This is a genomic window from Streptomyces sp. GMY02, assembly GCF_019056675.1.
GTDB classification, from domain to species: domain Bacteria; phylum Actinomycetota; class Actinomycetes; order Streptomycetales; family Streptomycetaceae; genus Streptomyces; species Streptomyces odonnellii.
Map to the genome: position 1 here is coordinate 8,235,255 of NZ_CP077658.1, position 22,433 is coordinate 8,257,687.

Here is a 22,433-nt window from a genome sequence, read left to right on the forward strand (position 1 = left end):
GGGGACCCGAAAGGATGGCGGTCTCGTGGCGATTGCTGCACTTGCAGACTCGGCGCAGCTCCACTCCAGCGAACTACCCGACCAGGACGGGCACGGAGGTGCCCAGCAGTTCGACCAGCCGGGGCTCTGTATGGCCTCGCTCGACCCGGCTCTGACCATCCAGCAGGCGAACCAGGAGTTTTTCCGCCGGTTCGGCGACTCCTCGTCCGACCTGTGCGGACGCAGCTTCCGTGAGCTGGTCCACCCCAGTGTGCAGCAGCCGCTGATGAGACAGTTCTCCCGGCTGGTCGAAGGCAAACGGCAGCGGTTCGCCTCACATGTGGTGGCCCTGGGTCCGGAGGACTCCGCGTTCGCAGGCACCCTCACGGCCGCGGCCGTGAGCGGGGAGAGCCCCGACGTGGCAGCGATCCTGGTGCTGATGCGCTCCTCGCAGGATTCGGCCGACGCGGGTGTGCTGACCAGCCAGAAGAAGATCCTCACCGAGATCGACGCCCGGATCCTCGAAGGCATAGCGGCGGGTCTGTCGACCATTCCGCTGGCCTCACGGCTCTATCTCAGCCGGCAGGGTGTCGAATACCACGTCACCGGTCTGCTCCGGAAGCTTCGGGTTCCGAACCGGGCCGCCCTGGTCTCCCGCGCGTACTCGATGGGCGTTCTCAACGTGGGCACCTGGCCGCCCAAGGTTGTCGAGGACTTCATCAAGTGATACGGCCGGTCCGCCGGCACGTAGGGACTGGCCCGGCGCGAAAGGCTCCGCCCGCACAGAACTGTGGACCCCCACCGGGGCGCCGCTGCTCTGTGCGGGCTTCCGCGTTTTCGGCGGGACCCGGCGGGCGGGACCGCGGGCTTATTGGCGCAGACCTGTCCGTACGCCTGCCCGTTTTTGACCACTCGTTGCCTGTTCGCGTGATCATGGAGCCCACCGCAATTGTGCTCCGAACGCCGGGTTTCCGGTTATGAATTCGAACAAATTGACCGCCGTGTGGTTTTACTCACCTGGCCGTGTGGTTTTAATGCCCGATTCGACCGGCGATTTCTGATAGGGCGCCGACGGGCCGGTTCCGCGGGCCGGGAACCATGATCCGGTGTGCGACGCACGCGGATATGTTTCCTTGACACGGCGCACGACCGGCCTTTCCCGTACATTGCCCGGTATTCCGGCCGGTGACAGCAGAATCCGGACGGACGGTAACCGCCGCCTCCGGGGCCGGGCGGCCCCGGACGGCTCCACGGTCAGTCCTGGACGGCCTGGTAGAGACCGCGGCCGGCGCGATGGGCCCGCGACGAGCCGACAAGGCGGTCGAGGGTGCTCCGTACGGCGTTGATACTGCCCGGACTGTCGTCCCGGCCCAGCACCTGCGCCACATCGCGGGCCCGTACCGGGGTGCTGCCCGCGTCGGCCAGCACCGTGAGGATCTGCTCGGTCAGACCCCCGGCGGGCTGGTCCGCCTCACCGGCGTCCGCGACCGCCTTCTTCGCCGTGCGCCGCTTCCGCTCCTTCGGCGCGTCCTCGGGCGCGGCGTCCTCCGCCGCCTTCCGCCCCGCGCGGGCCCGTGGAATTCTGGGCCGCACGGGCGCTTCCTCGGCGTCCGCGCCGGCCGTGTCCGTACCGGCTTCCGAGTCCGCCTCCCCGGCGGGCGCCTCGGCCGACGGCTCCGCGGACTCCGTGTCCGGGGTGTCGCTCTCCGCCGGTGCCACGGCCTCGGCCGCCTCGGACACGGCACCTTCCGCCACCTGCGGAGCGAGTGACAACGCCTGCAAGGCGCTCAGCGCGGCACGCACCGAGTCCAGGCGTTCGGTGACGGTCGCGAGTTCCGTCTGAAGTGTCTGCTGTTGTGCTTCCAGCTTGGGGAGTTCGCTCAGGAGGAGAGCTGTGGTCGCCTCGATGCTGCCCGGCGCGCCGGATACGGATGTCATGGTGTCGCCCTTTCGTTCCGGGTCACCACTTGACCCGTCGGTGACCGCTGTACAGCAGCCTAGGGCGTGTCGTGTTGGGTCGGTCAACACGCGGCCCACTGTCGTTGTCGCCGGGTCAAGGCGAAATGCGGACATCCCCGGTGGCTCAGCGGCACCACGGACGGAAAACGCTGCTGATAGGGCATGACACCGGACCCTGGTCCGATGACACCGAAGATCCGAACCCGGTGTTTTCGCTAGTGTTTTCGCACTGTCCCAAGTCGCCGTCAGGCGCGCTCAGTTCGGCCTTGAGCCGGGCCGTGTTCAGCAGTTCGTGGGACCGTCCGGCGGCCGGGTGCCGCCTGCCCCCCGGCCGCCGCCACCGTACCGAGGTGCTCAGGAGGTCACTCCTCCTCCGAGCCCTCGTCCTCCTCCTCGCCCTCGACGGCATCACCGATCTCGTCGACGATCTCGGCGGCGACCATGCCGCCCACCACACCGGCCGCCACACCCACGGCGGCACCGGCGACCACCGCGCCCGTGCCGGGGCCCGAACGGTGGTGGGAGTCGTGGTGCGTGTCGTGATGCCCGTACGATCCGTGGCCGGAGTGGTGTGCGGAGTGCGCGCCACGGCTCTCGACGAGCTGCCTGATCCAGCGGTCGACTTCGGCGTTCCAGTCCATGTGCGGGACGTTGTGGTGCGAGACGGTGAACCGGTTGAGCGCGTCGTGCCCGTCGGAGAAGAGCCCGCCGCGCTTGTCGGCCTCGATGACGACCTCCATCCCCTCCGGCGTGGCCAGGAACGTCACCTCGATCTCGTTCAGCGCGTGCGCGTACCCGGACGGCGGGGTCAGCTCCAATTCCTGGTAGAAGGGGAGCCGCTGACCGGTGCCGCCGATGTGTCCGAGCTCCAGATCGGCGGCCCTGAACCCCCAGCCGAGCTGCCCGAACGCCTCCAGGACGGCTTCCTGGACCGGCAGCGGGGAGACGGACAGCGGATCGAGATCGCCCTTGTCCCGCGCGCCCGCCACGGCGAGTTCGGTCCGTACCCCCAGCACCACACCGAGGGGCTGGCCGTACAGCTCGGTCAGCGGTGTCTCCCACGGGACCGTCAGCGCGAACGGGACGGTGAACTCCGCGCCCTCCGTCAGCCGGAAACCGCCCCCGATCGTGACACGGTCGAAGACGACCGTGCCCTCGGTCTCCTCGTCGTGCCCCTCCGCCTCGACTCTCGCCACCAGATCCAGGGTGATCTGCTCGATATCGGCGTCCGCCTGGCCGCCGAGCAGATTGACCCGGCCGGTGAGCATGCCGCCCGGTACGACGGGCCCGGCGTCCAGCACGGTGTCGACCGAGGGGCCGCCGACCCCCAGTGATCCGAGCAGCTTTTTGAACACCATCGTGGCGTTCACTCCTTCATATGATGCGTACAGAGTGCGTTGGTCGTGCCCTGTGGGGGAGTGCCCGAGGGCGTGGGCCGCCATCAGAACTACCGTGCAGGGCGCGGCAGTTCCCCATTCTCGGCCATGCCCGGCGGGAAGTGGCGGTTATCCGGCGCCGGAAGGTGGGGTCTGTGCCGGGACGGCCAGGGCGAGGTCTCTCCTCTGCGCGCCGCTGGTGTGCAGTTCGGGCGGCGGGTTATGGCGACGCTCTGCCGTGTCGCGTAGTTGTTCGAAAAGTTCGTCCACGCGAAGCACTTCCACGCCATCGGCGGTCGTGCTCAGTGAGTTGATGAGAGTCTCGGTGAAGGCTGTGTGCGACTGCCCCGAGCGGGCGGCCAGCGCCGAGGCCGTGCTTCCCGACGCGGTCAGGAACCAGTTCGTCTGCAGGCTTGAGCCCGACCGCCTCTCCGCAACCATGTCCTGGAGCGCCAGTCCCGCGTAGGAGCAGTCGAGAATGAAGACACACCGACGGGCCCGGCTTTGCTGGGCGGCGCGGTGGATCTGTTCGAAGGAGATGGCTGTCGACCGCCATAGCATCGGATCGGTGGACGAGACACAGAGCCCAAGGCCCTCGTTGTCCCGTGTGGAGTGGCCGGAGTAGTAGACCAGCAGCACATCCTCCGCCTCTGCGGCGGCGCGCTCGATGGCCTCCAGGACATCGCCGGGGGTGCGGGGATCCCGTACGTGCGTCACATGGCGGGGGTCGAAACTCCCCTGTCCCTCGCCGGGAGCCAGGACATGCGTGAGGCCGGCGAGGTTGGCGCGCACCTCCGGCAGATCGCTCAGCCCCGGGTCCTCGTACGAGGCGACGCCGATGAGCACGGCCCGGGAGCGCGCCGGATCGGGGAGGAGCGGGTGACGGGTGTCGGCGGCGCCATCGGGGTTGGTCTGGTCGAACCCTACGACCGGAGTGGCCCAGAGCTGTCCGGGTCCGCCGCGCGAGGTCACCAGTCCCGCAATCGCTCCGGAGGCGTCGAGGACCACCGATCCCGACATTCTGATGGGCAGGGAGGACCGGGGCGGCGACGACGAGCCCAGCACCTCCAGCATCATGTCGGAGGGAGCATGGGGCGACATGCCCGAGAACCGTCCGACGAACTGCTTCGGATCGCTCTGGTCCGGGTCGGCGGAGAGCGTCAACGGAAACCCGATGATCTGGACACGGTCCCCTGGTTCGGGGAGCTGCTCGGCGAGGACGGGCGGTTCCTCACTCCTCGACAGACTGGTGGGACTCGTCACATGCAGCAGCGCGAGGTCCCGCGCCTCGTTGAACCAGGCGACGGCGGCCCGGGACTGGAAGCCGGTCGGCCAGGGGGTGACCATGACCGACTCCCGCATCGAGCCCGAAGGGTCGAGCAGTTGATGGGCGGTGGTGAGAATGCGCCGGCCGCCCACCACCACTCCGGTACTGGTGCTCTCTTCGGTGCTGATCCTCACCAGATGCGGTTCGGTGGTCGGCCATGGGTCGGGTTGTGAACCGTCGCGATAGGGGCGCAGTGCGTCGAAAGCGAGAGCAGGCATCACGTAATGCGGTCGATCGTGCGTACCCTCGACGCGTATGAGCCCCGGCGTCCCGGGTCCGGGCGCAGTGGTGTACACGAGTGCTCGCTCGAACCAGTCGGCCGGCTCCTCCTTCGACACGTCGAACAGCAGCGTGGCCCGCTCGCGCAGTCTGTCCGCCGAAATGGTGACGGGCCGGGACGAACCCCGTTCGCTCATGATCGCCTTGATCACGGCGCGGGCTCCGGCCGGAGCGTTCAGATAACGCTGGACCAGCCATGTCACCCCGCTCAGGGCCCGAGGGACAAAGCCCGACGGTTCTTCCGCGAGCGCGAGCGCGAGGCGCGGATCTGCCTTCTCCTTCGTCCGCAGTACCGCGATTTCGTGGGCCGCGAAGCGGTCGGGGATGTCGATCTGGCGCACTGCCGAGCGTCGTTTGTTCGCGGCCCACTGCCAGTTGGCGCCGAGCACCACGACGGGCCCTCGCGTCCGATCCCGTACCAGTGCCCGCAGCTCGTCCGCCAGCCCGTCGTACGGCCAGTGGTGGTCCAGCCACATCACTGTCCGCGGACGCACCCGAGCCAGTCCTGCTCTCACCTCGGTCGGGTTTCGGGGTTGCCACAGCCGCCAGCGCGGCGGCAGCCTCCGTACCGCCTCCCAGACCGAACGAGAGGTGCCCGACGCACTATTGCCCACCAGCAGGAGAAACAGGCTCTCGCCCGCAGCCGCGCGAGCCATCAGCCCGGCCAACTCCCGGTCGTGCTCCCGCTCCACGAACGCCGGCAGCACCGGCAGCCCCTCGACCCCCTCCACCTCGATCGCCGGATGCACCCCGAACTCCAGCGGATCCGTCACCTCCTCCAGCGGGCGGCCGATGCCCTCGTCCTCTCGCACCGCGGCAGGCCGAACCGCGAACGGGATCTCGCCCTCTTCCACGAGCTGGCCGCCGGACCCCGAGCCTCCGTCCGCACCCGGCGAGCCGCTCTCCGCCACCACCCGCGTCGCCGGGAACTCGCCCCCGCCCGTCGGTGGCCGGTCCACGTACGCCGCGATCTCGCGCCGTACCACTTCCTGAACCGTCGTGATCTCGTGCCGCAGTTGGGACCCGAGCAGCGCCTCCCGTACCCCCGGCCGGAACTCGAAGCGGAACCGGTCCGTGTCGATCTCCCGGTGACCGCCCCGCCAGGGTTCGAAGAGGCCCCCGAGGGCGACCTCCGCGAGATGGCCGTGCTCCGACTCCCTGAGCATGACCCGGCGTACGAGCGTCATGATCGGCAGGGTCAGCGGTACGGCGGACAGATAGCCCGCCAACTCCTGTGCCACCGGCGACGCGTCGGCCTGGAAGCGGCGCACGGCCTGATCCGGGCCCGGCTCATCGAACCCGGGAGCGGGCCCGGCCACCGGCTCCGGTACGCCCTCCCGCGCCGCCCGGTCGATCAGCAGGCACGACATCCTGTTCCACCGCCCGCCCCCCGCCACCAGATCGGCCAGCGCCGCGAACCCCGCCGGGCTCACCTCCACCACCGGCACCGCGATCCGGCCCGTCAGTGATCCGCGCGTCCGCGCTCTGCTGCGGCTCAGCCGCCATGTGGCGTTGGGCGCCGCCGGTCTCGCCGCTCGTACCAGCAGCCCGGACGGATGGCCCGCGCCCCGGCTCCAGAGCCGCCGGGGCAGCACATTCAGCACCGCCGTCGGCCCGTGTGCCGCCCACTGGCGCAGCATCGCCTCGACACCGGGCCCGCTCCATCCGTCCGCGACCGTGTCCGTCAGCACCAGCACCAGGCGGCGGCCCGAGGGATCGGAGATCTCCCGGGGGCGGCGCGGATCCCCGCCCGTCGGGCTGGTCACCGTGGGTGTGCCGTCGGCCTCCGTATCGCTCAGGTACCAGATCCGTACATCGCGGAAGATGCCGGTCTGGGTGATCGTGCGGCACAGCTCGGTCACCAGGTCGTGCCAGAGCAGCATCGAGTGGTGTGTGTCCACCACCACGGCCAGCTCCAGCCACCGCCCCCGCACGGGCTTGAGCACCGGTAGCACCATGCGCTGTTCGATACTGCTCCGGACGCTCAGTTCCTCGTCCAGCTCCGTCCTGCCGCCCTCCGCCGTCCGGCGGCCGAACGGACGCAGCGCCCGCATCAGCCCCAGCGGGTCGTCGAGCGCCGTCGCCCGCCGTACCAGCACGGGTTCGCCGCGCCGCGCGGGCCCGTCGCCCGGCGCGGCCCCCTCGGCCGAGGCCGGGCCGTACAGCTCGTCGCCCGGCCCGGGGGCGTCCGCGTCCTGGAACACCGGCTCCCCGCCGGGCGGCGGTACGGGCACCCCGCCCTCCGCGGGCCCGTCGTCGCCGGGCACGGACGGGCCACGGCCCGTACCGCCGACACGTTCGGCGAGCCACAGGATGTCGGCCAGCTCCTCCGGCCCGGCGTCCGCGCCCGACTCCTCCAGGAGGCGCAGCAGGTGCTCCATCATCCCGCGCGGCCCTACGCGGACGGCGTGCCGGTGAGCTGCCGCAGGACCGTCCCCAGGAACCGTTCGCGCTCCTCCGGGTCCGGCCACGCCCCTCTCAGCCGGAGCTGTACGGCGTTGAGCAACTGGTCCGTGGCGAGGTCACCGTCCATCCTGCGCTTGAGGAACGCCTCGACCAGATCGCCGTACCGGTCGTCGGCGGCCGGGTCCAGGCCGAGCCGCTGCCGTACGATCCGGATCAGCTTCTCCCTGCCCGGCGGCGCCATGTGCAGCCGGATGCAGCGCCGCAGGAACGGCGGGGGAAAGTCGCGTTCGCCGTTGCTGGTGAGCACGACCACCGGGAACGCCAGGCACTTGACCTGCCCTTCCTTCACCCACACCCGCGGGTTCGGATCGTCGTGCGTCCCGATCCGCACCCTCGGCTCCTGACCGGCGACCCGCGCCAGTTCGGGGATCTCGAAGGAGCCCTCCTCGAAGACGGTGAGCAGATCACCGGGCAGATCGATGTCGCTCTTGTCGATCTCGTCGACCAGCAGCACCCGGGGCTTCCCCTGCGGGAGCAGCGCGGTGCCCAGCGGGCCGAGGCGCAGATACGGGGCGATCGACTGGTCGGGGACCGGGGCGTCGGTCGCCCTGGAAGCGTGCAGATGGCCGAGGTTGGCGTCGTGCAGCCGGCCGATCGCGTCGTACTGGTACAGACCGTCGCGCAGAGTGCTCCGGCTGGTGACCGGCCAGTGCAGTACGGGGCCCAGCTCCAGATCGGCCGCGATGCTGTACGCGAGCGTCGACTTGCCGACACCGGGCTTGCCCGTCACGAGCAGCGGACGGCGGAGATACAGCGCGGTGTTGACCGCGTCCTTCTCCTCCGTGTCCGGTACGTACCCCGAACCGCGCCGGTCCGTCTCCGGCCACGCCGGGTCCGTGCTGTCCGGCGGTACGTACTCCGGGTCCTGCTCACCCGTGAACTTCCGCCAGGGCGGGAGCTGTTCGGCGAGGCGCTCGCACTTGCGCTCGGGATCTCCGGGGCCCTGGTAGATCCACCAGTCCTTCGTACCGGCGGGTTCCGCGTCCGGGCCGGTCGCCGCCGCACTCACACTCGTACTCCCGTTCATGCCCTCACCACTCATGACAACGACCGCCTTTCGGGTACGCGCTCGGGGTCGTCCCACATCAGCGCGAGGGGACGCGGGGACGGACGCGCCCGCTGCGGGCCGGGGATCCGTAGGGTCCGCAGGACGTCGGGCAGCCGGCGTACGTCGATGCCGGTACCGGCCGCGACCGCCAGCTCCGTGGACAGCTCGATGTCCTCCGTCCGGCCGCCGCGCCGCCAGACCGCGATGGGCACCCCGGCGTCCAGCACCGCGTCCAGTGCGTCCATCAGCCGGTGCTCCGACACCTCGGCGAGGACGCACACCGGTGGCTCGGCCGCCTGGAGCACGACACCGAGGTTCGGGGAGACATCGTCGTCACGCACCTGGTGCACGGCCTTCAGGTCCTCCCCGCCGTGTGTCTTGAACCAGTCCCACTTCCGTCTCCAGTGGGAGTGCGCGATCCCGGTCCGCTCGTCGGGGCAGCGCACCACCACCTCGTAGTGGGAGCCCAGTTCGATCGTCTTGCAGGCTCTGCCGATCGGCAGACCCCAGCACTCGAACTCCTCCCCGAGCAGTTCGTACGGCACATGGAACTCGATCCGGGTGAGCCGGTCGGCGGAGCGGGCCAGGAGCTGTGCGCCCAGCTCGTCCCGGACAGCAGCCATGGACAGCGGGCGCTCGGACTCCCACACCGTCTCGAACACGGAGTTGCGGTACAGCCACATCCGCACCCAGTGCACCCCGTCCGCCTCGGCCTCCTCCGCCGTCAGCCGCACATGGAGCGCGGTGCCCTCGCGCGCGGGTTCCGGGGGCGCGGGTACGGGCGCGGCGCCCAGCCGTTCACGGGTGGAGTCCACCCAGGTGTCGGCGCCGCGCGCCCAGGCCGGATCGTCGGAGCGGTCCGCGAGATGCCGTACGAAGGGCAGTGCCAGCGGCATGTCGCGCTGCCTGCCCTGCCGGTTGTCGAGATCGCGGGTGATCTCGGTGAGCCCGCCCGGGGGCAGACCGCGGCGGGCCGGGGGAGCGCAGCCGGTCACCTCGAAGGCCCAGAGATAGGCGTCACAGGCGAAGGGCGGGACATCGCGGTCGCGCAGCAGCGTGCCCAGCTCCGTCCAGGCGGTCTGGTCGAGACGGGGCGCGCCGGGGCCGCCACCGCCGGGGCCCGGATCCGTCCAGGCATCGCCCAGGACCGCCGAGCCGCTCCAGTCGCGCTCGATGACGAACTGCGGTTCCTGCCAGGCGAGTCCACGGCTGCGCAGCACATGGAAGTCGGCTTGTACGGAACGGGCGATGTCCACCAGACCGTGCACGGTCTCGTCCAGGGTCCTGCCGTCGAGCCGGCGCAGCAGTGTGTCCGTGAACTGGCCCGCGCCCTTGTCGGTGAGATTCTGTGCGACCTCGCCCTGGTGGGAGGCGTAGAGCGTGAACTGGCGCCTTTCGGGGGCCGTGCCGCCGACGCCGTACGCCGAGGAACCGAAGGCGAGTTTGGCCGCGCGGCCGGTGTCGACCCGGCAGGCGTCCCCGATCGCTATCTGCCGGTGGAAGCGTCCGGGCGGCAGCCGGCTGCTCTTCCACCAGCGCAGCGCCTCCTCCAGATTGAGATGGGAGGTGAAATCCCTGGTGGCGTCCGCGTAGGGGAGCAGCATCCGGTGGGACTGGTCGAGATAGCCGTGACCGGCCCAGTAGAGCCAGAGCAGATCGCCGTCGCAGGCGGGCAGTTCCTTGAACAGGATCCGCTCGATGTTCTCCTTGGTAGGGAGCTGACGGTTCGTCAAGTCCTGCTCGGGGCCGGTCCGTTCGAGGGGCGACACGAGGAGCCGCACATTGCCGGCGGGCACCCCGGCCTGGCCGGTGAGCCAGTCGGCGAACCGCTCCGCGTCGCGGGCCGCACCCGCCAGATTCCAGCGGTGGCTCACCTCGTACGACTCGATGCCCACGACAAGGGCGAAGACCCGGGCGGGATCGATCGGGGCCGTGACGCCCGTACCCGCCGACGCTCCCAAGGCGGCCCCGGCGGTGACTTCGGAGGCGTCCACCACGGTCATCGCGACGCCTCGATCTCCTCCGCGATCCGGTCGTACACCGCGTCGAGCTTCCAGTACGCGTTGTGGCTGACCGGGAACGGCTGGCGACTGGACACCTCGTGATCGACGACCCGTGGATCGTCGGCGAAGACCGGCTCCGCCCGGAACGCCAGGAGGTCCTTGCGGTCGTAGATGTTGAGCCAGCGCGGGAAACCGGGCGGCAGGGCGGTCGCCGTCGGCGGAAGGCCGGTGAGCGCGCCGAGTTCATGCAGGAACGGAGCCTGCGAGCCGACCGTCACCAGCAGCTCCGGCTTCGGCAGCGGGGACTGCTCCATCGCCGCCAGGGCATAGAGGTCGACCAGGGCGATCCCGCCCAGACTGTGCCCGATCACAACGGTCGGTTCGGCGGGACCGGCGGGACCCGCTGGATCCGTGCCCGCGGTGATCAGTTCGGCGAGATGGTCCCGCAGGGGGCCGCCGCGTGCCTGGTAGCGCAGGATGTCGCCGAGCTTGGGCACGTTCTTCCGGGTGATCGGGCCGCGCCACAGGTCGAGTACGGGCTGGGTGGTCATCCGCAGGGCGAGGGCGCCCAGTACGGCCGCGGCCCGGCCGCCCGGCACCCGGCCCGTACCGCCCAGCCGGCCGGCGATCAGATCGACCAGCCGGTCCCGTTCATCGCCCGTGCACAGCGCGTCCTCGCCCGCGGCGGCCAGCGCGGCGGCGACCACCGCGCGGCTCGCGGCCGTCGCGACCTCCCGGCTCGCCGGAATGTCCAGCGCGGCGGCGCACGCCTCGCCGAACTCGGCGGAACCGGCGACTTCCGCAAGCGCGGGACCGAAGTGTGTGTCGAGCCCGGTGGCGCGCAGCAGTACGAACAGCTCGTCGGAGGGCGGGAGTTCGGCCGTGAGTGGTTCGGCAGCGGGCGGTCCGGCGGAGGGGAGCTCGGCCGAGAGCGCCGTCAGCAGTCCGGCGACCATCTCCCCGGCGCTCCGCACACCGGGCATCCCCAGACCGTCGTCCTCGTCCTCCGGAAGCTCGGCGAGCACCCGCAGCTCGCACAGCGGATCGGTCAGCAGGAGCAGCCACTCGGCCGCCTCCTGGTCCGGTGGCCCGGCCACCGGACCACCGTCGGCCGCGCGTGTTCCGTCGACTCCGGGGATGGACCTGCCTCCGGCGCCGAGAGTGGCGCCATGCGTGCCGCCCCAGTAGCAGGGGACGAAGGAGGCGTCCGGGAAGCGTTTGGCGAGTGCCGTCGTGATCAGCGCGGACAACTGGTCGTAGCGCTTGCGGCGCACACCGGTCCCGTGGACGAAAATGAAACGCACGCCGACAAGCCCCCCGATCTTTACTGCCAGTCAGAAAATGAGGATAGTCCGTGAACGCCCCACGGGCAGACGCTTGCGCTTTTGCCCGTACGGTACGAGTCCCGTACCCCGGGGCCCAGTTGCGTCAACAGGTGCCGGGTCGCGCGTACACCGTGATCCGGGCCTGTGTCACCGTACGGTCCGCGCACTCCTCGAAGTGGTCGCGCAATGTCTCGCGCTTGACGGCCTCCCGCTCGGCCTCCTCCAGCGGCTGCCCCGGCAGATCGTGCACGGCGACGATCCGGCGGGCGGCCAGGATGCGGGACCTGATCCGGCCGGGGGTGAACTCCGTGCCGTGCAGGGTGTCCGAGGCGACCGGGGAACGCTTCAGCGCGAGATCCGACAGTCCCCGGAACTCCTCGGGCCGCGCCAGCGTCCACACCCGCCGCCGGGCCGGCATGAAGAGCAGACCGTCCCCGGGCCGCCCTGTCTCCCGTACCGCCCGTGCCACCGCGACGGCATCGTTCAGGCGGCTCTGCGGAGTCCGCAGATACGCGCCCACCGGGAACAGCGCGGCCAGCGCCGCCCCCGCCGCCGCCACGGTCGCCGCCGCGCGCAGCGCCCGGGGGCGGTCGGCCTCGCGCCAGATCCGGTCGAGCGCCGCGCCGACGAGCAGAGCGAGGCCGATGGTGTACGAGAGGACATAGCGGTCCACATACAGCGGCCGCACCGGGATCAGCAGGATGAGCAGCGCGGTCGGCAGGACCAGCAGGGAGAGCGCGAGCGTCCGCAGCGCGACCGTCGGCCGCCCCGCGTCGGACAGCACCCCATAGGACGCCACCTCGCCGGACCGCGCCTCGCCGGCCCGCACGGCGCCGGAGGACCGCCCCGCGCCCGAGGATCCCGCGGGCCCCAGAACCCGCGCGCACAGCAGTCCCAGCAGCGCCGCGATCACCCACTGCACTGTCTGCCAGAGGTCGGGAAATCCGATCCAGTCGACCTGCCCGGACTGTGTGGCACTGAAGGCCGCGAGCGGAAGCACCCCGGCGATCACACACCCCGCGGCGATGCCCCAGCCGCGGATCACCGCGCGCGGCAGCCCGGACCGGAACACCGCCGCCCCGTGCGCCGGCAAGGTCAGGACCGCCAGCTCATGGAGCAGACAGGCGGTCAGCAGAAGGGCGGCGTACGCGGTCCAGCGGAGCTTTCCCGGCCGGGCCGACGCGGCGGGCAGCAGACAGGTCGCCCAGGCGATCAGTATGCAGACCAGTGCGTACGAACGCCCCTCCTGCGCATACCGCTGCACCGCAGGGATCAGCGGAAAGACCAGACCGGCCAGCACCCCGGCGCGCGGTCCGGCGAGATTCCGCCCGAGCAGGGTGACCGCGACCGCCGCCACGGCCACCGCGACGACGGACGGCAGCCGCAGGACCGCCTCCCCGCCGTCCCGGAGCGCGAACACCCCGTGCATCAGCAGGTAGTAGAGACCGTGCACGGCGTCGGCGTTCCCCAGCGTGCGCAGGATCTGCGGAATGTCGCGGTGCGCCATCTCGTAGGTGACCGCCTCGTCCGCCCAGAGCGTCCCCCGGCGCCGGATCCCCCACAGCCCGAGGACCAGCGCCAGGGTGAACGGCGCGACGGCGAGGGCGAGCGCGGCCCGCGACGGCTCGCTGCGCGGCAGCGCGCCGGGCACCGCCTCCCGGCCCGGTTCCACTGGTAGGGACACAGGTCGACCATGCGTGCCGCGCCCGGTGTCCGCGAGCAGGGGACGGCCAAAGGGTGGCGCGGCTCCCGCCCGGAGAACCACCGGAGCTCCGAACTGCCCCTGCCGGAAACCCTGTTCGGCGGACCTCGGCCGGACCTCGGTCGGCCGCCGGTCGTCGCCCCGCCGAACGGGTCCGTCCGTACGTGAAGAACCCCGGCATCTCTTGTCGTGGACATGGCGGAATCGCTACCGTGTGCCGGGCCGTGCCACCCCGGCGCGGCCCGTTCACCAGACCCTGCGCCGGCCGCCCCCACGCGTGCGCCACGGGAACCCCCTGCGTGCGTCACCGGGAAGGCGTTCGCCCGGCCCGGAACGCGAGAGGTACCCGATGCGCCGGAGACATCAGCTCCACCGGTCACTGACCGGAGCCCTGTCCGCACTCGTCTGCCTGGGACTGGCGGTGACCGCGCCACCGGCCGGGGCCGCCGACACCCAAAAATCCACGCGCGTAGCGTCCGACGCCACGCCGGCCCCCGTCACCTGGAACGCGGGTCTCTCCCGCGTCGACGCCGACGACGTCAACGTTCGCTACACGCAGGGCGCGCTCCGCGTGGAGCAGCGCGGCTTCCGCCCCGCCGCCGAGGGCGGCGACGCGGGATACGGCTCGCAGGTGCTCGCGCCCAGGACGCTCGACCGCCCCGTCAACCGGGTCGAGGCACGGCTCTCCGCCGACGTCCCCTCCGGAGCGCGCGTGGCCGTCGACGTCCGGGGGCGTGCCGAGGACGGCTCCTGGACCGAGTGGCGCGAAACCGCCGCCGACGGGGCCGCGGTGACCCTGCCCCGTACCGTCACCGCCGTCCAGGCCCGGATCACCCTCTGGGACACCGATGGACAGATACGCGTCCGTGGCCTGCGGCTGACCGCCGACCGGGGCCCCGCGCCGCGCGCGCCCCGCGCCGCCGCCGCGTTCAGCGCCCGGGTCTTCGCCACCCGCGAGGGGCTGGTCGGCAGGACCACCGCCAACGGCCATGTCATCCAGCCGAACGACCACTTCGTGGCGCTGCCCTCGCGCCGCGGCCTCTCGCCCAACGGCAGCGGCCAGTACTCCGTCCAGGTCTGCGGCCCCGCCCGCTGCGAGACCGCGCCCGTCTGGGACGTCGGCCCGTGGAACACCCGGGACGACTACTGGAACCCCTCCTCGGTCCGGGAGAGCTTCAAGGACCTGCCGCAGGGCAAGCCCGAGGCGCAGGCCGCGTACGAGAACGGCTACAACGGCGGACTCGACGGCTCGGGACGGCGGGTGCTCAACCCGGCCGGCATCGACCTCGCCGACGGCACCTTCGCCAATGTCGGCCTGCGGGACAACGGATGGGTGACCGTCACCTACCTCTGGACCGGCCCGCAGACCGGCAAGTCCTTCCCCACCTGGGGCACCGACGTACGCATCAGGCAGCAGGCCACGACGGCGTCCCCCGAGGTGGCACGGCTCGCCGGGCCCACCCAGGTCAACGTCAGGTGCCAGGTCCACGGCCAGCGGATCACGGTCGACGGCATCACCAATGACGCCTGGTCCTATCTGCCGGACTACGGCGGCTACATCACCAACATCTACATCGATGTCCCCGAGCAGTGGCTGCCGGGCGTCCCCCAGTGCTGACCCGGCCGACAGCGCTGACCCGGCCGAGCAGCCCGTACAACGCCGCGCACCGGCGCGCCCCCGCACACCGCCACGGCAAAGGAGCACTCCCCATGCGTACGCGTTCCCGACGGCTGCTGACCGTTCTCGCCGCCGTGCTCCTGGCGCTCGTCGGCCTCACCGCCGCCCCCGCCCAGGCGCGCCCCGGGTCCGGCGCGGACACCGCGCTCGCCGCCCCGAACTTCAAGGCGCCCTATCCGTGCGGGCAGCGGTGGACCCTCAGCCACCACTCCGCCGAGGTGCGCCGGGCCCTGGACTTCGTACGCGCCGACGGCGGCGCGACCGCCGGAACCCCGGTCCTGGCCTCCGCGGCCGGCACCGCGACCCGGATGTCCCAGCCCAGCGGCGCCGGAAACTACATCGTCATCGACCACGGCGGCGGCTGGACCACCTACTACTTCCACCTGGCGTCCTACTCGGTGCCCAGCGGCGCCGTCGTCGCCCAGGGCCAGCAGATCGGTGTCACCGGCTCCACCGGCAACTCCACCGGGGCACACATCCACTACGAGCAGCTCCTCAACGGCGTGGGCCAGAACATCGTCGTCAACGGGACGGGCCTGCCGTACCCCTCGCAGTACAACCAGTCGTACCTGACCAGCGACAACGGCTGCGGCGGGGGCGGCGGAAGCAACTTCCGCACCTGGGGTACGGACATCAGGGTCAGGGCCGACGCCTATCTGACCTCGCCGGTCGTCACCGTCCTCGCGGGACCGACCAATGTCGTGGTGCTCTGCCAGAAGCAGGGCAGCACCGTCACCGCCGAGGGCTACACCAACAACTGGTGGAGCAAGCTCCGTGACCAGGGCGGCTTCATCTCCAACATCTACATCGACCACCCGGCCGCCCAGTTGCCGGGCGTGCCCGTCTGCTGACGGCTTCCGGGCGGTACCCGTACGACAGGGCCCCCGCCCCGAGGGGACACTCCGGGGCGGGGGCAGTCGTACGCCGACTGCGCGGCGCGGGACTTCTACGCGGGGAACCCGGCGCTCCGCCAGGTCTCGCCGTCCGCCGTGACGGCCAGCAGCTCGTACCCGTCCTGGGACGCGATCCACGACCGCGCCAGATCACCCATCGCGAAGGCGGCCGTGGCGAAAGCGTCCGCCTGGGCGAGACCGGCGCCCGCCACCGTGGCCGACAGCAGCTCGGACGCCGGCAGGCCCGTACGGGGATCGATGATGTGGCCGCTCCGCTCTGCGGAACCCGAGGTCGCCACCGCCAGATCCTGGCCATGGACCACCGCGATGAGCTGGTCCCGGTACACCGGGTGGGCGATACCGACCCGCCAGGCCACGCCCGGCGCTGTCTCGCCCCGGAGCTGGAGATCTCCTCCGGCGTCGATGTACGTGTTGCGCGCCCCGGCCTCGTACAGCATCCGCGAGGCGTGTTCCACCGCCCACCCCCTGACCACACCCGACGGATCGAGCCGGCCGGACGCGGTGGCGGTGAAGAACCCGTCCGTGTCCCGCGTCGCCACATCGCAGAGCGCGAGGACCTCCGCCACCATGTCCGGACACTCCTCCAGCGTCGTCTCACCGTGCGCGAGCCGGTTGATGGTGCTGTCGGCGCGGTGAGTGGAGAACACCGCGTCCACTTCGTGCAGCCAGAGCACCGCGTCCGTGAGCGCCCGGCCCACCTGCTGGGTGACCGGGTCATGGATGTCGAAGGAGAACACCGTCCCCATGGCGTGCTCGAAGTGGCGCAGACCCGGATGAGGACTCTGCTTGCTCTGCGGGTCCTGTTGGGTGATCACCGCGTTTCCCTCTTTCGGAGAGGCATGGCGCCGTTTAGTGGCGTAAGTCACACAGTCGCAAGCCGACCTCTGAGGAACCTCTGAAGAACGCCGGGAGCGGGACCCGGGCCCGGTCCGCGCGCCGCCACGCCGGTGACGCGGGGGCCTGCCTGCCGGTGTCGGTGATCAGGGCGAGGGAAGCTGGAACCACCATGCACAGTGACGCCTCTGACGCGAGCCCCGCCGCCTCTCCCGCCCTGAGCAGGCCCGACGGCACCCCGGTGCGGGTCCTGGTCGTCGACGACGAGCCCGACCTGACCGAGGTCCTCGGCGCGGCGCTGCGCTACGAACAGTGGGAGGTACGGAGCGCGGGCGACGGCGCCTCGGCGGTCCGTATCGCCGGTACGTTCCGCCCCGACGCGGTCGTGCTCGACTGGATGCTGCCCGACATGAACGGCCTGCGGGTCCTGCGTGAGCTGCGGTCCGTCCTGCCGGACGTCTGTGTGCTCTTCCTGACCGCCCGCGACACCGTGGAGGAGCGGATCAGGGGCATCACCGCGGGCGGCGACGACTATGTGACCAAGCCCTTCAGCCTGGAGGAGGTGCTGGCCCGGCTGCGCGGACTGCTGCGCAGGGCGGGTATGGCCCGGGAGCCGGGCGGCGACCGGCTGGAGGTGGCGGATCTGGTGATGGACGAGGACGCGCGGGAGGTCAGCAGGGCCGGCGTTCCGGTGGAACTGTCCCGTACCGAGTTCGAACTGCTGCGCTTCCTGATGCGCAACCCGCGCCGGGTGCTGTCCAAGGACCAGATCCTGGACCGGGTCTGGTCGTACGACTTCGGCGGCCAGGCGCATGTCGTCGAGCTGTACATCAGCTACCTGCGCAAGAAGATCGACGCGGGCCGCACCCCGCTGATCCACACGGTGCGCGGCGTCGGTTACGTACTGAAGCCGGACGCGTGAGCGGCGTGGACCCCGTCGGACCCACGAGCCCTCCGGGCAGCGTGAGCCGCGCGGCCCGGGCAGGCCGCGCGACGCGTGCCCTGCTGGACCGGCTGCCGCTGCCGCGCACCCTCAAGGCCCGGCTGACCATCGGGCTGCTGGCGCTGCTCGCCCTCGCCTGCCTCGCCGTGGGGCTGATCACCGTCACGGCGCTCGAAAGGTTCCTGCTCAACAAACTGGACCGCCAACTGGTCGCGGCCGACGGCCGGTTCGCGGAGAGCCTGGAGCACGAGGCGCACCCGGACACGCAGTACGTCGCCGACACCCGGGGCCAGGCGGAGGGCACCTTCGGCGCCCGGCTGCTGTTCGGCGTCGTGACCCAGGCGTCCATGGTGCACGGCGAGACGCATGTGCCCGTACCGATCACCTCCGCCGACCGGGCCGCGCTCGCCGCCGTACCCCACGACGGCAGGGGCCACACCGTCCGTCTCTCCGCCCTCGGCGACTACCGCATGGTCTCCGAGGAGGGTGACGAGGGCGACACACTCCTCACCGGGCTGCCGTACGCCCGCGTCATGGACACCGTGCACCGGCTGGAAGCCGTGGAGACGGCGGTCTTCGCCGCCGCGCTGCTGATCACCGGGGTGCTGGGGGCACTGCTGGTACGGCTGTCCCTGCGGCCCCTCAGCCGGGTCGCCGCGACCGCCACCGAGGTGACCCGGCTGCCCCTGGCCAGCGGCGAGGTCGCCATGCCGCCCCCGGTGCCGGACACCGACACCCGTACCGAGGTCGGCAGGGTCGGTGCCGCGCTCAACCGGATGCTCGGCCATGTCGGCGACGCCCTCTCCCGCCGCCACGCCAGCGAGGAGCGGCTGCGCCACTTCGCCGCCGACGCCAGCCACGAACTGCGCACGCCCGTCGCCACCGTGCGCGCCCACGCGGAACTCGCCCTGCGCCATCCCGGGGCCGTGCCCGAGGACGTCCTGCACGCCCTGGAGCGCATCCACTACGAGAGCGAACGGATGAGCGGCCTGGTCGACGACCTCCTGCTGCTGGCCCGCCTCGACGCGGGACGCCCGCTGGAGCGCGGCACCGTCGACCTCACCCGGCTCGCCCTCGACGCCGTCGGCGACGCGCGCGCCGCCTCGCCGGACCACCGCTGGCTGCTGGAACTGCCCCGGGAACCGGTGACCGTCCCGGGCGACGAGCACCGCCTCTACCAGGTCGTGGCGAACCTCCTGGGCAACGCGGGGACGCACACCCCGCCGGACACCACCGTGACCCTGGGCATCGCCGCCACCGGGGGCTTCGCCGAACTCACCGTGACGGACAACGGACCCGGCATCCCGGAGGAGTTCCAGTCCGAGGTCTTCCAGCGGTTCAGCCGCGCCGACCAGGCGAGGCAGCGGACCGCCGGAGGCACCGGCCTCGGCCTGGCGATCGTCGCCGCGGTGGTCGACGCCCACGGCGGCACGGTGGAGGTGACCAGCCGCCCCGGACGCACCGCATTCGTGGTACGGCTGCCGCTCCCCGGGCCGGATGCGGAGACCGGGGCCGCCGGCCCGTAATGTTGCACGCTGTGCCGGACGAGTGACGGCACAGTGGACGACCATGCCTCCGCGGGGGAGGCCGAAGCGAAGGTGGTACGGGGCATGATGCCGGTCAAGAAGGCGGTCGCGGCGTGCGGTTGACGATTCTCGGCGGCGGCGGCTTCCGGGTCCCGCTGGTGTACGGAGCGCTCCTCACCGACCGTGGAGAGGGCCGCGTCACCCGGGTCACCCTCCACGACCTCGACCCCGCCCGGCTCTCGGCCGTCGCCCGGGTCCTGGCCGAACAGGCCGCGGGCATCCCCGACGCCCCCGAGGTCACCGCCACCACCGATCTCGACGAGGCGCTGCGCGGCGCCGACTTCGTCTTCTCGGCGATCCGCGTCGGAGGGCTCGAAGGGCGCGCGGCCGACGAGCGGGTCGCCCTGGAACTGGGCGTCCTGGGCCAGGAGACGGTCGGCGCGGGCGGCATCGCGTACGGACTGCGGACCGTGCCCGTCGCCGTGGACATCGCGCGGCGCGTGGCCCGGCTCGCCCCCGACGCCTGGGTCATCAATTTCACCAACCCGGCCGGTCTGGTCACCGAGGCCATGTCCCAGCACCTCGGCGACCGTGTCATCGGCATCTGCGACTCGCCCGTGGGACTCGCCCGCCGTGTCGCCCGGATCCTCGGAGCCGACCCGGACCGGGCTTCGGCGGACTATGTGGGCCTCAACCACCTGGGCTGGCTCCGCGGACTGCGGGTCGACGGGCGCGACGAACTCCCGCGTCTGCTCGCGGACACCGAGGCTCTCGGCTCCTTCGAGGAGGGCAGGCTCTTGGGCCCGGAGTGGCTCATGTCCCTCGGCGCGATCCCCAACGAGTATCTGCACTACTACTACTTCAACCGGGAGACGGTCCGCGCCTACCAGGAGGCCGAGCAGACCCGCGGCGCGTTCCTCCGCGACCAGCAGGCCCGCTTCTACGACGAGATGGCTCTGCCGGACACCCCCGCCCTGGCGGCCTGGGACCGTACCCGTGCCGAACGGGAAGCGACCTACATGGCCGAGAACCGGGACGCGGCGGGCGTCGGCGAGCGGGACGCCGACGACCTGGAGTCCGGCGGCTACGAGAAGGTCGCCCTCGCCCTGATGCGGGCCATCGCCCGCGACGAACGCACCACGCTGATCCTCAATGTCCGCAACCGCACCACCCTGCGGGTGCTCGACGAGGAAGCGGTCATCGAGGTGCCCTGCCTGGTGGACGCCAACGGCGCCCACCCGCTCTCCGTCGCGCCCCTGCCCGGCCATGCCACCGGACTGGTGTGTGCCGTCAAGGCCGTCGAACGCGAGGTCCTCGCGGCCGCCGGGAGCGGCTCCCGCGCCACCGCCGCGAAGGCGTTCGCGCTGCACCCGCTGGTGGACTCGGTGACCGTGGCACACCGCCTGGTCGAGGGCTATACGAGCGTCCACCCCGGCCTCGCGTATTTGAACCGGCCATAGGCGCCCGCAGGACCAGGACGGCGCCCGCAGGGCCGGAAGGCGGAGATGCGGGCGGTGGCGGCCCGCGGGGAGAATGGGAGAGCGGCGGACCCGGGGGAGTCCGGCGAGCGCATGGGAGGAGTACGCCATGAACCGCGCCAGCGAAATCCCCGGCCACGCATCGCATCTTCCGCCCGGGGAACACAGGGACCACCTCGATCACCGGGAACATCTCTCGCCCCGCGAGCGCGCCGACCGCGGCAGGGCCGCCCGTAAACAGGTGCCCCGGTCCGGCCACGCCGGATTCGCCCCGGACATGGGCCGCCCCGACCCCCTCAAGGTCATCGAGGAGCAGTCCGCCACCCGTGTCCCCGAACTCGTCCCCATCCGCTACGGCCGGATGGCGGAGTCACCGTTCCGGTTCTACCGGGGAGCCGCCGCGATCATGGCCGGCGACCTGGCCACCACCCCCTCCTCCGGCCTCACCGCACAGCTCTGCGGAGACGCGCACCTGCTGAACTTCCGGCTGCTCGCCTCCCCGGAGCGGCGCCTCGTCTTCGACATCAACGACTTCGACGAAACACTTCCGGGCCCCTGGGAGTGGGACGTCAAACGCCTCGCCACCAGCCTGGTGATCGCCGGGCGGGAGAACGGCTTCCCGGAACGGGACCGGGCGGACATCGTCTGCGCCGCCGTACGGTCGTACCGCACGCACATGCGGACCTACGCCGGCATGGGCAACCTCGACGTCTGGTACGCCCGCGGCGATGTCGAGGAACTGCGGGCGGTGACGGACACCCAGCTCGGCAAGCGGGGCCGCGGCCAGTTCACCAGGGCCGTGACCAAGGCCCGCGGCAGGGACAACCTCAAGGCCTTCGCGAAGCTCACCTGCCTGGTCGACGGCGAGCGCAGGTTCGCCCCCGATCCGCCGCTGGTCGTACGGCTCGACGACATGCTCCCGGGCTCCGGACGGGACATCGTCGCCGGCGAGCTGCGCGACCTCGTCAACCGGTACGGGCGGAGCCTGTCCTCGGACCGCAGACATCTGCTGCACGGGTACCGCGTGGCCGACATGGCCCGCAAGGTCGTCGGCGTGGGCAGCGTCGGAACGCGCTGCTGGATCCTGCTGCTCCTCGGCAAGGACGACGAGGACCCGCTGATCCTCCAGGCCAAGGAGGCCGACCGGTCGGTGCTCGCCGAGCACGTCGCCCCGAGCGCGTACGACAACCAGGGACACCGCGTGGTCGCGGGACAGCGCCTGATGCAGGCCGTCGGCGACATCTTCCTGGGCTGGGACCGGGTGTCCGGGCTCGACGACCGGCGCAGGGACTTCTATGTGCGCCAGTTGCACGACTGGAAGGGCATCGCCGAGCCGCAGGGCATGATGCCCCGGGGGATGCGCGTGTTCGGCGGACTCTGCGGTGCCACCCTCGCCCGCGCCCATGCCCGCTCCGGGGACCGCATCGCCATCGCCGCCTATCTCGGCGCCGGTGACGCCTTCGACCGCGCGCTCGCGGCGTTCGCGGAGAGCTACGCCGATCTGAACGAGGCCGACCACCGCGTGCTGACGGACGCGGTGAAGTCCGGCCGGCTGCCCGCACAGGCCGCGTGAGCGCCTCGGCCGCCCGGGTGTGA

At 71.6% G+C, this 22,433-nt stretch carries 15 protein-coding genes; 7 read left to right on the forward strand and 8 right to left on the reverse strand.

The genetic code is table 11. The features are described from left to right. Positions 1 to 25 precede the first annotated feature (25 nt). The gene (locus KQY30_RS34660) at positions 26 to 706 is read left to right on the forward strand and encodes a PAS domain-containing protein (protein WP_367997470.1); all 681 of its coding nucleotides are present in this window, start codon (positions 26 to 28) and stop codon (positions 704 to 706) included. Between the two features lie 527 nt (positions 707 to 1,233). Here the strand turns inward: KQY30_RS34660 and KQY30_RS34665 are convergent. The 7 genes from KQY30_RS34665 to KQY30_RS34695 all read right to left on the reverse strand — a co-directional run bounded on the left by KQY30_RS34665 (position 1,234) and on the right by KQY30_RS34695 (position 13,446). Next, complete coding sequence (locus KQY30_RS34665) at positions 1,234 to 1,917, reverse strand: hypothetical protein (RefSeq protein ID WP_217310450.1); 684 nt, start codon at positions 1,915 to 1,917, stop codon at positions 1,234 to 1,236. 383 nt (positions 1,918 to 2,300) lie between these two features. Next, on the reverse strand, positions 2,301 to 3,296 hold the full coding sequence (locus tag KQY30_RS34670) for a sporulation protein (protein WP_217310451.1): 996 nt from the start codon (positions 3,294 to 3,296) through the stop codon (positions 2,301 to 2,303). A gap of 147 nt (positions 3,297 to 3,443) precedes the next feature. Continuing rightward, positions 3,444 to 7,304, reverse strand: a complete 3,861-nt coding sequence (locus KQY30_RS34675) for an SAV_2336 N-terminal domain-related protein (RefSeq protein ID WP_217310452.1) — start codon at positions 7,302 to 7,304, stop codon at positions 3,444 to 3,446. 11 nt (positions 7,305 to 7,315) lie between these two features. Then, entirely contained in the window at positions 7,316 to 8,428 is a 1,113-nt protein-coding gene (locus KQY30_RS34680; RefSeq protein ID WP_254407471.1) for a MoxR family ATPase, read from the reverse strand. Beyond that, positions 8,425 to 10,437, reverse strand: a complete 2,013-nt coding sequence (locus tag KQY30_RS34685) for a caspase family protein (protein ID WP_217310453.1) — start codon at positions 10,435 to 10,437, stop codon at positions 8,425 to 8,427. The genes KQY30_RS34680 and KQY30_RS34685 overlap by 4 nt, the downstream gene beginning before the upstream one ends. Continuing rightward, entirely contained in the window at positions 10,434 to 11,741 is a 1,308-nt protein-coding gene (locus KQY30_RS34690; RefSeq protein WP_217310454.1) for a hypothetical protein, read from the reverse strand. The genes KQY30_RS34685 and KQY30_RS34690 overlap by 4 nt, the downstream gene beginning before the upstream one ends. A 124-nt stretch (positions 11,742 to 11,865) precedes the next feature. After that, positions 11,866 to 13,446 carry a glycosyltransferase family 39 protein gene (locus tag KQY30_RS34695; RefSeq protein ID WP_254407472.1) on the reverse strand — a complete coding sequence of 527 codons (1,581 nt, stop codon included), beginning with the start codon at positions 13,444 to 13,446 and terminating at the stop codon, positions 11,866 to 11,868. A 367-nt stretch (positions 13,447 to 13,813) separates the two neighbouring features. Between KQY30_RS34695 and KQY30_RS34700 the strand changes: the two genes are divergently transcribed. Then, positions 13,814 to 15,082, forward strand: a complete 1,269-nt coding sequence (locus KQY30_RS34700) for a hypothetical protein (RefSeq protein ID WP_217310455.1) — start codon at positions 13,814 to 13,816, stop codon at positions 15,080 to 15,082. A 92-nt stretch (positions 15,083 to 15,174) separates the two neighbouring features. Continuing rightward, positions 15,175 to 15,993 carry a M23 family metallopeptidase gene (locus tag KQY30_RS34705; RefSeq protein WP_217310456.1) on the forward strand — a complete coding sequence of 273 codons (819 nt, stop codon included), beginning with the start codon at positions 15,175 to 15,177 and terminating at the stop codon, positions 15,991 to 15,993. Positions 15,994 to 16,088: 95 nt separating this feature from the next. On the opposite strand, the gene KQY30_RS34710 is transcribed toward KQY30_RS34705, so the two are convergent. Further along, entirely contained in the window at positions 16,089 to 16,871 is a 783-nt protein-coding gene (locus KQY30_RS34710; RefSeq protein ID WP_367997471.1) for an FAD:protein FMN transferase, read from the reverse strand. 191 nt (positions 16,872 to 17,062) lie between these two features. Here KQY30_RS34710 and KQY30_RS34715 point away from each other — a divergent pair, with 191 nt between their 5' ends. The 4 genes from KQY30_RS34715 to KQY30_RS34730 all read left to right on the forward strand — a co-directional run bounded on the left by KQY30_RS34715 (position 17,063) and on the right by KQY30_RS34730 (position 22,410). Then, on the forward strand, positions 17,063 to 17,812 hold the full coding sequence (locus KQY30_RS34715) for a response regulator transcription factor (RefSeq protein ID WP_302185350.1): 750 nt from the start codon (positions 17,063 to 17,065) through the stop codon (positions 17,810 to 17,812). A gap of 83 nt (positions 17,813 to 17,895) precedes the next feature. Further along, the gene (locus KQY30_RS34720; RefSeq protein ID WP_217311501.1) at positions 17,896 to 19,359 is read left to right on the forward strand and encodes a cell wall metabolism sensor histidine kinase WalK; all 1,464 of its coding nucleotides are present in this window, start codon (positions 17,896 to 17,898) and stop codon (positions 19,357 to 19,359) included. Positions 19,360 to 19,472: 113 nt separating this feature from the next. Next, positions 19,473 to 20,819: a 6-phospho-beta-glucosidase gene (locus KQY30_RS34725; RefSeq protein WP_217310457.1), complete on the forward strand. Its 1,347-nt coding sequence runs from the start codon at positions 19,473 to 19,475 to the stop codon at positions 20,817 to 20,819. A 127-nt stretch (positions 20,820 to 20,946) separates the two neighbouring features. Beyond that, a complete protein-coding gene (locus KQY30_RS34730) occupies positions 20,947 to 22,410 on the forward strand; it encodes a DUF2252 domain-containing protein (protein WP_217310458.1) in 1,464 nt (487 codons plus the stop codon). Positions 22,411 to 22,433 lie beyond the last annotated feature (23 nt).

Coding starts and splice junctions, on each gene's coding strand:
- KQY30_RS34680 (WP_254407471.1), bottom strand. CDS start 8,428: ATGAGTGGTGAGGGCATGAACGGGAGTACGAGTGTGAGTGCGGCGGCG.
- KQY30_RS34685 (WP_217310453.1), bottom strand. CDS start 10,437: ATGACCGTGGTGGACGCCTCCGAAGTCACCGCCGGGGCCGCCTTGGGA.
- KQY30_RS34705 (WP_217310456.1), top strand. CDS start 15,175: ATGCGTACGCGTTCCCGACGGCTGCTGACCGTTCTCGCCGCCGTGCTC.
- KQY30_RS34715 (WP_302185350.1), top strand. CDS start 17,063: ATGCACAGTGACGCCTCTGACGCGAGCCCCGCCGCCTCTCCCGCCCTG.
- KQY30_RS34665 (WP_217310450.1), bottom strand. CDS start 1,917: ATGACATCCGTATCCGGCGCGCCGGGCAGCATCGAGGCGACCACAGCT.
- KQY30_RS34675 (WP_217310452.1), bottom strand. CDS start 7,304: ATGATGGAGCACCTGCTGCGCCTCCTGGAGGAGTCGGGCGCGGACGCC.
- KQY30_RS34730 (WP_217310458.1), top strand. CDS start 20,947: ATGAACCGCGCCAGCGAAATCCCCGGCCACGCATCGCATCTTCCGCCC.
- KQY30_RS34700 (WP_217310455.1), top strand. CDS start 13,814: ATGCGCCGGAGACATCAGCTCCACCGGTCACTGACCGGAGCCCTGTCC.
- KQY30_RS34670 (WP_217310451.1), bottom strand. CDS start 3,296: ATGGTGTTCAAAAAGCTGCTCGGATCACTGGGGGTCGGCGGCCCCTCG.